This is a genomic window from Catenuloplanes niger, assembly GCF_031458255.1.
Classification (GTDB): Bacteria; Actinomycetota; Actinomycetes; order Mycobacteriales; family Micromonosporaceae; genus Catenuloplanes; species Catenuloplanes niger.
Genome location: NZ_JAVDYC010000001.1, coordinates 1989242 through 2003000 on the forward strand (window position 1 = coordinate 1989242; position 13759 = coordinate 2003000).

The following is a 13759-nucleotide window of genomic DNA, read 5'->3' on the forward strand; positions in this document are numbered from 1 at the left end:
CTACGCAACGGTGCTCCTCGAAAGTCTCTGACGCGGGTCCTGACGGTGTGTCACCTCAGGACTGGCGGATCATAGCCCGCGTCACAGCCCCTCAACGCCGTGTTATCAATCAGTTATCGGCGTTTAACAAAAAGCAACGAGAGACGGCCTGGTCAGGCGCTCGGAGTCTCCGCGAGGATGCGCTCCGCGACCTCTTTCATCGTCATCCGGTGATCCATCGCGGTCCGCTGGATCCACTTGAACGCCTGCGGCTCGGTCATCCCGTACGTGGCCATCAGCGTGCCCTTCGCGCGCTCGACCACCTTCCGCGTCTCCAACCGGTCCGACAGGCCCGCGACCTCGGACTCCAGCGCGGCGATCTCCGAGTACCGGGACAGCGCGATCTCGATCGCCGGCACCAGGTCCGACTTCTGGAACGGCTTCACCAGGTACGCCATCGCGCCGGCGGCACGGGCACGCTCCACCAGGTCACGCTGGCTGAACGCGGTCAGGATGATGATCGGCGCGATCCGGTCGCCGGCGATGCGCTCCGCCGCGGCCAGCCCATCCATGATCGGCATCTTGATGTCCAGGATGACCAGGTCGGGCTTCAGCTCGCCGGCCAGGCGCACGGCCGTCTCACCGTCGCCGGCCTCACCGACGACCTCGTAACCCTCCTCGACCAGCATCTCGGCGAGATCGAGCCGGATGAGCGCCTCGTCCTCGGCGATCAGCACCCGACGACGCTCCGAACCCGCCTGCATGTCGGCCACGCGAACAACCCCCAACGTTCCTGGAACCCGACACCCGGCCGGTCGGGTGCCGTCGCCAACAGCGTAGTGGGTACGCTAGGTTTGCTCAGCGCGGCGTAACGAGGTTTTACATGCCGCGTGACGCCGGGGTGGTGGAACGGTAGACACAGGGCACTCAAAATGCTCCGCTCGAAAGAGTGTGCGGGTTCGAGTCCCGCCCTCGGCACTCACAAACTGTCATACGCAGGGTCGACGATGTGTCGATGCATCCTCCCGAGCTGCGTGACCGGGCGATCGCCATGCACGCCGACGGTGTGCCGTTCCGGCTGATCTGGCGGACACTCGGCCTTCCCCCGCGCACCGTCGGTAACTGGCTGTACGGCGAGCGCGCTCGCAAGCGTCGCGAGCGGCAACCGGACGACCGCTGCCCGCGATGTGCGGATCCGCGCCGGCCGCCGGATGCGCCCGCCGCCTACGCCTACCTGCTCGGGCAGTACCTCGGCGACGGCCACATCGTGCGCGCCCGGCGGACCGTGCTGCTGGCGGTCTCCTGCGACAACCGGTACCCGGGCATCATCGCGGAGGTCGACGCCGCGATGCGCTCGTGCGGCGCCCGCTCGGTCCACCACCGGGCGAAGATCGGGTGCACCGCGGTCAGCGCGCTCTGGAACCACTGGCCCTGCCTCTTCCCCCAGCACGGCCCCGGGCACAAGCACGAGCGGCCGATAGAGCTGGCCGACTGGCAGGAGCCGATCGTCGGCGAGCACGCCGAGCCGTTCGTGCGCGGGCTGATCCACTCCGACGGGTGCCGGTTCGACAACCGGGTCACCGTGAGGGGACGCACATATTCGTATCCGCGATACATGTTCACCAATGAGTCCGCCCACATAATGGACCTGTGCCGACGGTCACTCGATCGGCTCGGCGTGGAGTGGCGGATGAGTCGGCGGAATACACTTTCGGTGGCCAAACGGGCGTCCGTACTGCGGTTGGACGGGTTCGTGGGAGCCAAGTCGTGAAATCGGGTGAGATCGGGATCACTCGGACGAAGCGCTTGGAAACATGATCTTCATCCCTGCGTCACCCGCGGCCCGGGAACGAGCGCGTAAGGTTCTTCATGTCGCCGCACGAACCACCCGCGGCCAGAGACTTTCCCCCGCTCGGCACGACCGCCACGGGTCGCGCCAGGCGGCGCTCCGGTGCCTCAACGCACCGACGGAGCCGGTGGAGGCAGGTGCCCGCCTCCACCGGCTCCGATGCGCCCTCCACTGAGCGGCAATTCGCATTCCGCGTTCATTTCCGCACGTCCGGTCGCCACCGGTTGATTCGCGGCGAACATATCGATGATTGACGCTGGCCTTACGCGCCGCCACAGTGAGTAAATGGATCTTCACACGGATCACTCCCCGGCGCGCGAGTGGGAACACGCGATGATCTCCGGGAACGGCCGGCAGGGGCTGCTGTTCTGGGGCGGGCCGGACGCGATCCATCTGACGCTGTCGCACGAGCGCTTGTTCCTGCCGGTCGCCGAGCCGCTGCCGCCGCCGGACACGGCCGCGATCCTGCCGGAGTTGCGCGGGTTGCTGGCGGAGCGCCGGTTCGCGGCGGCCGCGGACCGGGTCTGCGCGCACGCGGCCGCGACGGAACCGGGTTACGCGGACGTGCGCTGGGTCGACCCGCTGGTCGGCGCCGCCACTATCACCTTCACCCCGGCGACGACGACCGGCGACGGCGGCGGTCCGCCGGCGGCCGGTGCGGTGGGGTACGCGCGGAGCACCGACTTCGCGACCGGGGTGGTCACCCAGTCCTGGGGTGACGTGGTGTGTGCGGCGTTCGTGTCCCGGGCCGACGACGTGGTCGTGTTCCGGGTGTCGGGCGCGGACGGTGCGCTGGCGATCGCCCCGGTCGACGGCGTCCCGGAGTGCCCGGTGCGCACCACGGTCGACGGCCTGTCGCTGGTCGCGACCTTCCCGGCCGCGGACTGGCCGGGTGCGCTCGCCGGGTACCGGGTGGAGTGCCGGGTGTCCCGCGACGCCGGCGGCCTGCTGTTGCTGGCGCGCACCGTGATCGCCGGCTCCGCCGTACCCCCGTGGCCGGTGCGGGGTTTCGAGGAGTTGCTGGCCGTGCACGTCGCGGTGCACGGGGAGTTGTATCACCGGTTTCGTCTTGATTTGTCCGGCGATCGGACGGAGACGCTGGTGAACGCGTGCCGGTATGCGGCGATCTCCGCGTCGGGTGAGTTGCCGCCGACGTTGCAGGGCGTGTGGAGCGGCGGTTACCGGCCGCCGTGGCGCAGCGCGTACACGCTGGACGGGAATCTGCCGGCCGCGGTCGCGGGGTTCGCGCCGACGGACACGCCGGAGCTGCTGGAGCCGGTGCTGCGGATGGCGGAGGACCGGCGGCCGGACATGCGGGTGAACGCGCGCCGCCTGTACGGCGTGGACGGCCTGCTGGCGCCGGTGCATCAGAGCTCGCACGCGCTGGTGAACCATTTCGGCCCGCGCTGGTGCCAGACGTTCTGGACCGCGGGTGCGGCGTGGCTGGCGCGGTTGTTCGCCGAGTTCTACGAGCACACCGGCGACGAGGTGTTCCTGCGGGAGCGGGCGGTGCCGTTCCTGGCCGAGGTCGCGGACTTCCACCTGGGTTTCGTCACGGTGACGGACGGCCGGGCGCGGTTCGCCCCGTCGTACTCGCCGGAGAACGCGCCGTCGAACACGGGTTCGCAGGCGTGCGTGGACGCGACGATGGACGTCGCCGCGACGGCCGGCCTGCTCCGGGATCTGCTGCGGTTCGCGCCGGCGGATCCGCGGGCGGCGCGCTGGCGGTCGCTGCTGGCGGCGCTGCCGGCGTACCGGGTCGACGCGGACGGTCTGCTGGCCGAGTGGGTGGATCCGGGTCTGGCGGACGCGCCGGGGCACCGGCATGCGAGTCATCTGTATCCGCTCTGGTACGGCGGTGATCCCGCGTTCGGTGATCCGGCGGTGCGGGCGGCGGCGGCGCGGGCGATCCGCGCGCGGCTGGCGTGGTGGGACGGGCAGGAGGCGGACGAGATGGCCTACGGTCTGGCGCAGCTCGGCATCGCCGCGGCCCGGCTGGGTCTGGCGGCGGAGGCGTACGGTGCGCTGACCCGGCTGGCCGGTCGCTATTTCCGGCCGTCGCTGGTGCCGACGCACAACCGCGGCGAGATTTTCAACGTGGACGTCGCGGGTGCGTTGCCGGCGCTGGTCGCGTCGATGCTGGTCCGGTCCGGCGGGGGGCGGGTGGATCTGTTGCCGGCGCTGCCGGCGGCCTGGCCGCGTGGTGCGGTGTCCGGGCTGCTGGCTCGCGGCCCGGTCCGGATCGTCCGGATGTCCTGGTCCCCGGCCGGTCTGGAGGCGACGCTGACCGCTCCGCGCCGGGTGCGGACGGTCGTCGGCCTGCCGAACAACACATCCGTACAGGTCGATTTATTTCCCGGCACGGAAACGCTCGTGAAGTGTTGACACTTAGTTTGGACACACGGAAAAATTAGCCGGGCGTGGCGCGCCATGGTGGGGGCGTCCACGTGGGATCGGGGCGTCGGCCAGCCGGCGCCCCGATCGCTGTCGCGACCGGACCGACCTCCAGGGGCCGATCTTCCCGCTTCCGGCGACTCCGGTTCCGCATGCTCCCGCGGGCACCGGTCGGCCGTTGGCCGGCCTCCCTGCACGCCACGCGTCGCAAGCCCGAGAACCCGATCTCCCTCTCGGCCGGTCAGCCGTCGAGGCCGGCCGAGAGGGAGATCGCCGGGCGGGCGGAGGCGGTGCTGGCGCGGGCGGTCAGGCGCGGGTCGAGCAGCGTGGCGTCCGGGACCGGCTCGCCCTCGACCTTGCTGATCAGCAGCGACACCGCCTGCCGGCCGACCTCCTCGGCCGGTATCAGCACCGAGGACAGCGCCGGGTCGGAGCGCTCCGCCAGTTCGTCCGGGCAGATCGCGACCACGGACATGTCGCGGGGCACGCGCCGGCCGAGCGCCGGGAGCGCGGCGAGCACGTGCGCGACCGCGGCCTCGTTGTGCACGACCAGGCCGGTCAGGTCGGGGCGTTCGGCGAGCAGCCGGGCGAGCCCGTCGCGGACCGCCGGGTAGGTCTCCTCGCACGGCTGCGCGATCGCGGCCGCGCCGTGGCGCCGGGCGGTCTCCAGGAAGCCGGAGCGGGTGCGCCGGGCGTATCCGGTGTCGCGTTCGTAGACGACCGCGGGCGCGCCGAGCAGTGCCAGCGATCGGTGGCCGAGCGCGACCAGGTGTTCCACGCACGCGGCGCCGGCCCGGTAGAAGTCCAGGTCGACGCAGGTGAGCCCGCCCGCGTCGGCCGGGAAGCCGATCAGCACGCTGGGCCGTTCCAGGTCGTGCAGCAGCGGTACGCGCGGGTCGCGCATCTCCACGTCCATCAGCACGATGCCGTCGACCATGGCGGACGCGGCGATCCGGCGCAGCCCGTGCGGTCCCTCGTCCGCGGTGACCAGCAGGACGTCGTGGTCGTACTGCCGGGCGGTGGTGACGACCGCGGTGGCGAACTGCATGAGGACCGGCAGGTGCATGCCGGTGCGCAGCGGCAGGACCAGCGCGATCACGTTGGAGCGGCGGCTGGCGAGCGCGCGGGCGCCGGCGTGCGGGTGGTACCCGAGCGTGCGGATGCTGGCCAGGACGCGCTCCCGGGTGATCGCGGAGATCGCGCGTTTGCCGCTGAGCACGTAGGACACGGTGCTGACCGCGACGCCGGCGTGCTTGGCCACGTCGGTGATGGTGACCATGTCCGGTCGTTTCCCGGCGGCGCGGCGGCCGGTGGTGCGCCGCCCGGGTGCCGGCCGGTCCTCGTCGGACGGGCCGCCCTGTGCGGGTACGGAGACCTCAGCCACCGCCGCCCCTCCCGGTCACCGTGAACGTCATATCGCTCACCGTAATGCCCGCGCCGCCGTAGACGAGGAACAGGTCGCGTACACCACCCACCGGTGGCACCGGCGCGGTCACCTCGCCGAGCGGGGCGGGCAGTTCGACGGTGGCCAGCACCGGCCCGGCCGGGTCGTCGAGCCGCAGCGTGACCGTGCCCGGGCCGGTGCCGCGGACCCGTACCCACGCCTGGTCCCGGAAGTGGACGTGTTCGAACGCGGCCCAGGCGTCCGCGCGGGTGGCGGTGAGCATGTCGTGGTGCGTGGGCAGCACGCCGTCGTAGTCGTCGTTGTCCACGGCGCGCAGCGGCGCGGACGGGTCGCGGTCCGGGATCCGTTCGCCGCGCACGGTGAGCGTGGTGGTCAGCGCGAGGTCGGCGCTGGACCGTCCGATCGCGACGGTGTGCCGGGCCGCCTCGATCACCGGCCGGCCGCGGGTGACGTCCCAGAACGCCAGGTCGGCCGCGCGCAGGGGCAGCGTGACGCGGGTGCTCTCGCCGGGTTGGAGGCGGATCCGGGCGAAGCCGCGCAGTGCTCGCAGCGGCTGTTTGACCCGGGAGCGCTGCTGGTGCGTGTAGAGCTGCACGACCTCCACGCCGGCGCGGTCCCCGGCGTTGGTGACCTCGGCGGACACCTCGACGGTGCCGTCCGGGCCGATCGTGGTCGCGTTGAGCCGCAGGTCCCGGTAGGTGAACCGGGTGTAGCTGAGCCCGTGCCCGAACGGGAACAGCGGTGTGCCCCGGTAGTAGAGGTAGGTGGCGTCGGTGGCGACGATGTCGTAGTCGAGCGGGTCCGGCAGTTCCGCCTCGGACCGGTACCAGGTCTGGGTGAGCCGTCCGGCCGCGTCGACCGGGTGCCCGTCGGTGTCCGCGCCGAAGAGCACGTCGGCGAGCGCGGTGCCGTGTTCCTGGCCGCCGTGCGCGGACCAGAGCACCGCGGGGACGCCGGTCGCGTCGATCGCGTACGGGTAGCTGCTGGTCAGCGCGAGCACGGTGCGTGGGTTGGCGGCGTGCACGGCGCGCAGCAGCGACTCCGCGGACGCGGGCAGGCCGAGGCCGGGCCGGTCCTCGGTCTCCCGGCCGTTGACCATGGGGTGGTTGCCGAGCACGACCACGGCCACGTCCGCGTCCGCGGCGGCGGCCACCGCGGCACCGGTGCCGTCGAGGATCAGGTCGACGGTGAGCGGTACCGCGTCCGCGGCGGTCGTCGCGGACGCGCGCAGCAGCCCGTCGTCGCCGAGCGCGATCCACCGGCCGGTCTGCCGGTGCCGCAGGTGCAGCCGTCCGTCGCCGGCGTCCGCGGTGTCGAACGTCTCGTGGACCTCCCAGCCGTTCGGGCCGGGCTGGTCGGCGACGAGCGGCCCGCCGGGTTCGGACACCGCGGTGAACCGCCCGTTCGCGACGGCGCGGAGCGCGATCACGCCGTACCCGTAGTCGAGCACGTCGTAGTGGCCGGGGGTGTCCGCGTCGCCGCGCAGTGGGCCGTCGTCCGGCCCGGACACGTACCCGCGCGGGGTCTGCACGGCGATCCGGTCGACGCCCTCGGTGAACGTGGCCGGCCCGCGCCCGGCGATCGCCCGGTACGGCGTGACCTGGTAGGGCAGGCTGCCGGAGTACCAGTCCTCGTGCACGGTGTCGCCGAGCGGGCCGATCACCGCGACCCGGGCGCCGGCGGTCAGCGGCAGGAGCGGCCCGCAGTCGTTCCTCAGCAGCACCACGGAGGCGCGCGCGGCCTCGCGGGCGAGGGCCTGGTGAGCGGCGCAGTTGATCGCGTCCGCGGTGGTCGCCGCGTACGGGTTGCGCTCCGGCGGGTCGAACTCGCCGAGCCGGAACCGCACGGTCAGGATGCGGCGGGCGGCGGCGTCCACGTGCGACTCGTCGATCAGGCCGCGGTCCAGCGCCTCGGTCAGGTGCCGCAGCGTCGGCCCGGAGTCGTCGCCGTCCTCGGTCATGCAGTCCACGCCGGCCCGCAGCGCGGCCGCGAATCCCTCGACGTGGTCGGGCAGCACGCGCTGGTCGCGGGCGATGTTGGAGACCGCGGCCGCGTCGCCGACCACCAGCACGTCCGCCAGTTCCTCCGCGATCAGCGGGCTGAGGTGCGCGGGCACGCCGTTGACCAGGTTGTAGGAGGCCATCACCGCGACCGCGGCGCCGGCGTCGAGCGGTGCCCGGAACGCGGGCAGCTCGTAGTCGTGCAGGACGCGCGGCGGCAGGTTGCTGGACGTCAGCGCCCGGTCGGTCTCGTTGTTGTAGCCGAGGAAGTGTTTGAGCGTGGGCGCGGTGCGCAGGTAGAACGGGTGGTCGCCGCGCAGGCCCTGGGCGTAGGCGGTGCCCATCACGCCGGTCAGCCACGGGTCCTCGGCGTAGCCTTCCTCGTTGCGGCCCCAGCGGGGGTCGCGCAGCGGGTTGACCACCGGCGCCCACACGTTGAGCCCGGCGCGTTCCGGGTCCTTGTGGTGGTGGCCGCGCACCTCGTCGCCGACCGCGGCGCCGACCCGGCGGACCAGGTCCGGGTCCCAGCTGCTGGCGAGGCCGATCGCCTGCGGGAACACGGTGGCCGGCCCGAGCCAGGCGACGCCGTGCAGCGCTTCCTGGCCGGTCCGGAACCGTTCCACGCCGAGGCGCGGCACCGCTGCCTGGTACTGATGCAGCAGCGCGACCTTCTCCGCGAGGGTGAGTCGGCCGAGCAGGTCCTCGACCCGGGAGGAAAGCGCTTGCTCGGGGTCGCGGAAGTCGGTGCGCTGAAGTTCGCTCACGGGGTCATCCTTTGACTGCGCCGTACAGCTCTGGTGGGAGCGCGAGAGGTTCCTCGAAGCGCTTCGACGAACGTTCGAGAAAAGCTCCGAGGTCACACGGTTTCCAGCGTGTTACGCCCGGAGCAACCTGAGGTTTGCACCCCCGGCCAGGCCCGGTCAAGGGGTGAGAAGCATCGATTCGATGTCGTCGCATGCGTCGATGGAACCGCTCCCATCGCAGCCTGCGGCTACACCCAAGATCAATGAAACGCACCGCATCAAAAAAGTCGGTCAGGCCGTGAGCGTCGGCAGCACGCCGGCGTCCAGCGCGTCCAGCACGCGGGCCGCGCCACCGGTCGCGGCCGCGCCCGGCCCGACCGCGGAACCGGCGAGCGTCACGCCGCCGGGCTCCACGCCGATCTCCGCCCGCACGGCCGGGAGCAGCCACTCGGTCAGCGGCACGAAGTAGCCGCCGAGCACGATCACCTCCGGGTCGAGCAGACTGACCAGCATGGACAGGCCGTGCCCGAGGTGGCGGCCCACGTCGCGCAGTGCCGCGAGCGCCTGGGCGTCGCCGGCCCGGGCCGCGGCGGCGACCCGCTCCACCTCCGGCGCGAAGTCGGCGATCGGGCCCTCCGCGTCCGCGTCCGGCAGCGCGCGCTGGATCAGCGACTCGATGCCGGCCAGTTCCTGCAACGTGCCGCCGTGCAGCTGGAGCCGGCCGATCTCGCCGGTGAAGCCGCGCCCGCCGCGCAGCAACCGGCCGTCGACGATCAGGCCGGCGCCGAGACCGGTCTCGCCGGCCACGTAGATCAGGTTCCGCGCGCCGGCGTGGCCGCCGTAGCGCTGCTCGGCGAGCGCGGCGAGGTTCGCGTCGTTGTCCACGGCCACCTCGTACTCCGGCTTGCGCAGCGCCTTGATCAGGTCACCGCGCAGGTCGACGCCGGACCACCCGAGCGCGTCCGCGCGGTGCACCGCGCCGGCCTCGTCGACCAGGCCGGGCACGCCCACGGTCAGGCCGAGCACCTGCCGGCCCTGCGCGGCCGCCCGGGACGCGGCCCGCCCGGCCAGCGCCGCGATCGCGCTGACGCCGCGGCCGGACTCGGACCGGCCGGCGAACGCACGGCGCCAGGAGAGCAGCTGCTCTCCGGCCAGGTCGACCGCGACCGCGGTCAGGTGGTCGCCGGTGACCTCGATGCCGATCGCCGCGTACGCCGAGCCGTCCAGCACCAGCATGGTGGCGGGCCGGCCGATCCGGTTCTCCGCCAGGCCGGTCTCGCGCAGCAGGCGGCGCTCGATCAGGTCCGCGACCAGGCTGGAGACCGTGGCCTTGTTCAGCCCGGTGGCGGCCGCGATGCCGGCCCGGGAGACCGGGCCGTGCGCGCGCACGTGGCGCAGCACGACGGCCAGGTTGGTCGCCCGCACGTCGGCGAAGTCGGCCGGCTGCGGGCCGGTCTGCATGGTGATCAACGTTTAGCCCCGCTCCCCGGTGTCCCGACCACATCATGCCCCATCCACCGCTCGGCGCCTCCCTTGTGGGGCCCTGCACCGTCGGCTACTTTGTTTAGTCATCAGACGAACTAACTCTAGCGCCTCAGACATATCCGAGAGGAGCGCCCGGTGACGAACCGCCGGACATTTTTAGGCATGGTCGGCCTGGGTGCCGCGTCCGTGGCCGGCGGCGGCCTGCTGACCGGCTGCAGCCGGGAGCCGGGCTCCACCGGGTCCGCCACGAACGCGGACGCGGCCAGCGCGGTCGTGCCGGACCACAAGCCGGTCCAGCTGGTGCAGCCGGACATCAAGGGCACGCCGCCGGTCGCGGACGGCTACGTCAAGTACCCGTCCAGCACGGTCGCCGCGATCACCGAGAAGCCGGGCACCAGCGGCACCCCGATCTCCGCGACCACGCCCTGGTGGGGCCCGCCGCCGCCGGCCACCGGGCAGAACGCCTACGTGGACGCGGTGAACACCGCGCTCGGCGTGCCGATCCAGTTCAGCGTGCAGGACGGCAACACGTACAGCGAGAAGGTCAACGCGATGGTCGGCGCGCGGGACGTGCCGGAGCTGCTGGTCATCCCGGGCTGGGACATCGGGCGCATCGCCCGCTTCTCCGAGGGCGCGCACGTGCTGTTCGAGGACCTCACGCCGTTCCTCGCGAAGGAGAAGGGCGCGAACTACCCGATGCTGGCCGGGCTGCCCACCGCGGCGTGGAAGGACTCGGTCTGGGGCGGGAAGCTGATGGGCGTGCCGTTCCCGACGGACAGCCCGTTCCCGTACGCGCTGTTCCACCGCAAGGACCTCGCGGAGGCGGCCGGGCTGGCCGACCCGACGAACCTGGACGAGCTGTACGCGTACGGCAAGAAGCTCACCGACCCGGGCAAGGGCGTCTGGGCGTTCGGTGACATCGCGGCCGAGGTGCAGCAGGCGCTCGGCGTGCCCGGCTCGCAGCAGGGCTGGCGGAAGAACCCGGACGGCACGCTCGTGCACAAGTACGAGACCCCGGAGTACAAGCAGGCCGTCGAGTTCATGATCCGAATCCACCGGGACGGCCTGATGCACCCGGACCTGGCCGGCAGCAAGGGCGGTGACGCGAACGCGCTGCTCCGCGCCGGCAAGGTGGTCTGCTGGCAGGGCGGTCTCGGCGTCTGGCGCGGCCTGCAGCGCGACGAGGCCCGGGTCAACCCGCAGTTCAACCTCCAGCCGATCAAGGTGTTCGGCGCCGCGCCCGGGCAGAAGCCGGTCCGCTGGCAGGGCACGCCCGGCATCATCTGGACGTTCGTCAAGAAGGGCCTCGGCCAGGCCCGCACCGAGGAACTGCTGCGCGTGCTCAACTGGACCGCCGCGCCGTTCGGCACCAAGGAGTACGAGCTGCGCGAGTACGGCGTGGAGGGCACCCACTTCACCCGCGCGGCGGACGGCACCCCGGTCACCAACGACCTCTACACCAAGGAGTTCGCGAACCAGTTCGGCTTCCTCGGCGGGCGCCCGGCGGTCATCGTCGGCGGCGCGGACGTGCCGAACTACGCGCAGGACTTCCTCACCTGGGCCAACGACGCGATCCAGTACGCCGAACCGGACCCGTGGACCGGCATCAAGGTGGAGACGCCCACCAGGATCGCCACGATCGCGCAGCCCACCGAGGACAAGCTGACCGACATCATGCGCGGCCGCCGGCCGATCACCGACCTGGAGTCGATCGTCACCGAGTGGCGCAACACCGGCGGTGACGAGGCCCGCGAGTTCTACGCCAAAGTCCTGGCCGACAACGGCCGATGAGCGCACCGAACGCGGTCGAGGTGGCCGGGCCGGATGACGCACCGGCCCAGCCCCTCGCCGAGATCCCCGCCACCCGCCACCGCCGCCACCGCCGCAACCGCCGCAACCTCCGGGACCGGCTGCGCCGCGACTGGCCGCTGCTGCTCATGGTCGTACCGGCGTTCCTGCTGGTCCTGGTCTTTCACTACGTGCCGACGCTGGGCAACGTGGTCGCGTTCCAGGACTACAACCCGTTCGCCGGCGACTCGCCGCTGGAGGCGTTCCTCTACAGCGAGTGGATCGGCTTCGGCAACTTCGAGGCGCTGTTCAAGGACCCGTCGTTCTGGGACTCGCTGCGCAACACGCTCGCCATCCTGGTCTTCCAGCTGGTCTTCTACTTCCCGCTGCCGATCGTCCTGGCGCTGCTGCTGCACAGCGTGCTGTCGCCGAGGCTGCGGTCGTTCATCCAGAGCGTGGTCTACCTGCCGCACTTCTTCAGCTGGGTGCTGGTCGTCTCGTTCTTCCAGCTGATGCTGGGCGGCGCCGGGCTGCTCGCCCAGGTCGTCCGGGACGCCGGCTACACGCCGCCGGACATCATGACGAACCCGGACGCGTTCATCGTGCTGGTCACGTCGCAGGCGGTCTGGAAGGACGCCGGCTGGGGCATGATCATCTTCCTGGCCGCGCTGGCCGCGATCGACCCGACGCTCTACGAGGCCGCCGCGGCCGACGGCGCCGGACGCTGGCGCCGGCTGTGGCACATCACGCTGCCCGGCCTGCGCTCCGTCATCATCCTGCTGCTCATCCTGCGGCTCGGCGACGCGCTCAACGTCGGCTTCGAGCAGTTCATCCTGCAACGCGACGCGGTCGGCCGGCAGGCCGCCGAGGTCCTCGACACCTACGTCTACTACCGCGGCGTGGTCGTCCAGCAGTACGGCATCGGTGCCGCGGCGGGCCTGTTCAAGGCCGCGGTCGGGCTGGTCCTGATCCTGGCCGCCAACAAGATCGCACACCGGTTCGGCGAGCAAGGGATCTATCAAAAATCATGACTGTCGTCGCGCCGCGTCGCACCTCCCGCCGCCCGGTCTGGGCGGAGAAGCCCAGCGTCCTCGGCCAGCTCGGCAAGGGCACCATCCTGACGCTGGTCACCGCCGCCGTCCTGGTCCCGCTCTGGGTCGTGCTGGTCACCAGCCTCTCCTCGGCCGAAACGATCAACGAGGCCGGCGGCTACGTGATCGTTCCGCGCGAGTTCGACCCGTCCGCCTACGTCGTGATCTTCTCCGGCGGGCTGATCGGCCGCGCGGTCTGGATCAGCACGCTGATCACGTTCATCGGCACCGCGATCAGCCTCACGCTCACCGTGCTCGCCGCCTACGGCCTGTCCCGCAGCAACTCCGTCGCGCACCGGCCGCTGCTGTTCTACTTCCTGCTCACATTCCTGATCTACCCGGGCATGATCCCGTCGTACCTGGTGGTCACCGGCCTCGGGCTCAAGAACAACCTGCTCGCGCTCACGCTGCCGACCGCGATCCAGGCGTTCAACCTGGTGGTGCTGCGCGCGTTCTTCATGAACATCCCGGCCGAGCTGCTCGACAGCGCCCGGATCGACGGCGCCGGCGAGTTCCGCATCCTCACCCGCATCGTGCTGCCGCTGTCCAAGGCGGTCGTCGCCGTCATCGGCCTGTTCTACGCGGTCGGCTACTGGAACGCGTTCTTCAACGCCATCCTCTACATCGACCGCAACGACCTGCAGCCGCTGCAACGCCTGCTCCAGGGCTACATCCTGCTCGGCCAGGCCCCACCCAACGTCGGCGGCGGCGCCGTCGTGCACATCCCCGGCATCGGCTACTCCGCCCCGCCCAGCCTCGCCATCAAGATGGCCGTCGTCATCGTCACGGTCATCCCGGCCCTGATCGTCTACCCGTTCATCCAGCGCCACTTCACCAAGGGCGTCATCATCGGCGCGGTCAAGGGCTGAACCCGCCAAGCGGCGAGACCACCGGAGCCCGAAACCCACCGGCCCAAAATCGATAAAGGACGATTTTCCCGCTTCCGGCGTGGCTGAGCTCCGAGTGCTCCCGCGGGCACCGGTCGTCGCTGGCGCTCCTCCCTGCCGGATTCGCCGTGGTCCGGA

At 71.6% G+C, this 13759-nt stretch carries 9 protein-coding genes and 1 tRNA gene; 6 read left to right on the top strand and 4 right to left on the bottom strand.

Going from position 1 to position 13759, the window contains the following annotated elements:
* Nucleotides 1-152: 152 nt before the first annotated feature.
* Complete coding sequence (locus J2S44_RS08610; protein WP_370879381.1) at nucleotides 153-743, bottom strand: ANTAR domain-containing response regulator; 591 nt, start codon at nucleotides 741-743, stop codon at nucleotides 153-155.
* A gap of 131 nt (nucleotides 744-874) precedes the next feature.
* Between J2S44_RS08610 and J2S44_RS08615 the strand changes: the two genes are divergently transcribed.
* The 3 genes from J2S44_RS08615 (at nucleotide 875) to J2S44_RS08625 (ending at nucleotide 4213) form a co-directional block, all read left to right on the top strand.
* Nucleotides 875-957: transfer RNA gene (locus J2S44_RS08615), tRNA-Leu, on the top strand.
* Nucleotides 958-994: 37 nt separating this feature from the next.
* Nucleotides 995-1750, top strand: coding sequence for a transcriptional regulator (locus tag J2S44_RS08620; RefSeq protein ID WP_310410514.1), 756 nt, complete (start codon nucleotides 995-997; stop codon nucleotides 1748-1750).
* Nucleotides 1751-2113: 363 nt separating this feature from the next.
* Nucleotides 2114-4213 (top strand): glycosyl hydrolase family 95 catalytic domain-containing protein, encoded by a 2100-nt coding sequence (locus tag J2S44_RS08625; protein ID WP_310410516.1) that lies wholly within the window; start codon nucleotides 2114-2116, stop codon nucleotides 4211-4213.
* A gap of 250 nt (nucleotides 4214-4463) precedes the next feature.
* Here J2S44_RS08625 and J2S44_RS08630 read toward each other — a convergent pair whose 3' ends face one another.
* From J2S44_RS08630 to J2S44_RS08640, 3 genes are all read right to left on the bottom strand, one after another.
* Entirely contained in the window at nucleotides 4464-5606 is a 1143-nt protein-coding gene (locus J2S44_RS08630; RefSeq protein WP_310410517.1) for a LacI family DNA-binding transcriptional regulator, read from the bottom strand.
* A complete protein-coding gene (locus J2S44_RS08635; RefSeq protein WP_310410519.1) occupies nucleotides 5599-8391 on the bottom strand; it encodes a glycoside hydrolase family 3 C-terminal domain-containing protein in 2793 nt (930 codons plus the stop codon). The genes J2S44_RS08630 and J2S44_RS08635 overlap by 8 nt, the downstream gene beginning before the upstream one ends.
* Before the next feature lie 270 nt (nucleotides 8392-8661).
* On the bottom strand, nucleotides 8662-9831 hold the full coding sequence (locus J2S44_RS08640) for an ROK family transcriptional regulator (RefSeq protein ID WP_310410520.1): 1170 nt from the start codon (nucleotides 9829-9831) through the stop codon (nucleotides 8662-8664).
* A 186-nt stretch (nucleotides 9832-10017) separates the two neighbouring features.
* Between J2S44_RS08640 and J2S44_RS08645 the strand changes: the two genes are divergently transcribed.
* The 3 genes from J2S44_RS08645 to J2S44_RS08655 are packed head-to-tail and all read left to right on the top strand — an operon-like array spanning nucleotide 10018 to nucleotide 13603.
* Nucleotides 10018-11646: an extracellular solute-binding protein gene (locus tag J2S44_RS08645; RefSeq protein WP_310410521.1), complete on the top strand. Its 1629-nt coding sequence runs from the start codon at nucleotides 10018-10020 to the stop codon at nucleotides 11644-11646.
* Nucleotides 11643-12674, top strand: a complete 1032-nt coding sequence (locus tag J2S44_RS08650) for an ABC transporter permease (protein WP_310410522.1) — start codon at nucleotides 11643-11645, stop codon at nucleotides 12672-12674. The genes J2S44_RS08645 and J2S44_RS08650 overlap by 4 nt, the downstream gene beginning before the upstream one ends.
* Nucleotides 12671-13603 (top strand): carbohydrate ABC transporter permease, encoded by a 933-nt coding sequence (locus tag J2S44_RS08655; protein ID WP_310410524.1) that lies wholly within the window; start codon nucleotides 12671-12673, stop codon nucleotides 13601-13603. Before J2S44_RS08650 ends, J2S44_RS08655 begins: the two co-directional genes overlap by 4 nt.
* Nucleotides 13604-13759 lie beyond the last annotated feature (156 nt).

Excerpts from the sequence above, each read along its gene's own strand:
- J2S44_RS08610 (WP_370879381.1), bottom strand. The coding sequence starts at position 743 with ATGCAGGCGGGTTCGGAGCGTCGTCGGGTGCTGATCGCCGAGGACGAG.
- J2S44_RS08620 (WP_310410514.1), top strand. The coding sequence starts at position 995 with ATGCATCCTCCCGAGCTGCGTGACCGGGCGATCGCCATGCACGCCGAC.
- J2S44_RS08650 (WP_310410522.1), top strand. The coding sequence starts at position 11,643 with ATGAGCGCACCGAACGCGGTCGAGGTGGCCGGGCCGGATGACGCACCG.
- J2S44_RS08625 (WP_310410516.1), top strand. The coding sequence starts at position 2,114 with ATGGATCTTCACACGGATCACTCCCCGGCGCGCGAGTGGGAACACGCG.
- J2S44_RS08640 (WP_310410520.1), bottom strand. The coding sequence starts at position 9,831 with ATGCAGACCGGCCCGCAGCCGGCCGACTTCGCCGACGTGCGGGCGACC.
- J2S44_RS08655 (WP_310410524.1), top strand. The coding sequence starts at position 12,671 with ATGACTGTCGTCGCGCCGCGTCGCACCTCCCGCCGCCCGGTCTGGGCG.
- J2S44_RS08645 (WP_310410521.1), top strand. The coding sequence starts at position 10,018 with ATGGTCGGCCTGGGTGCCGCGTCCGTGGCCGGCGGCGGCCTGCTGACC.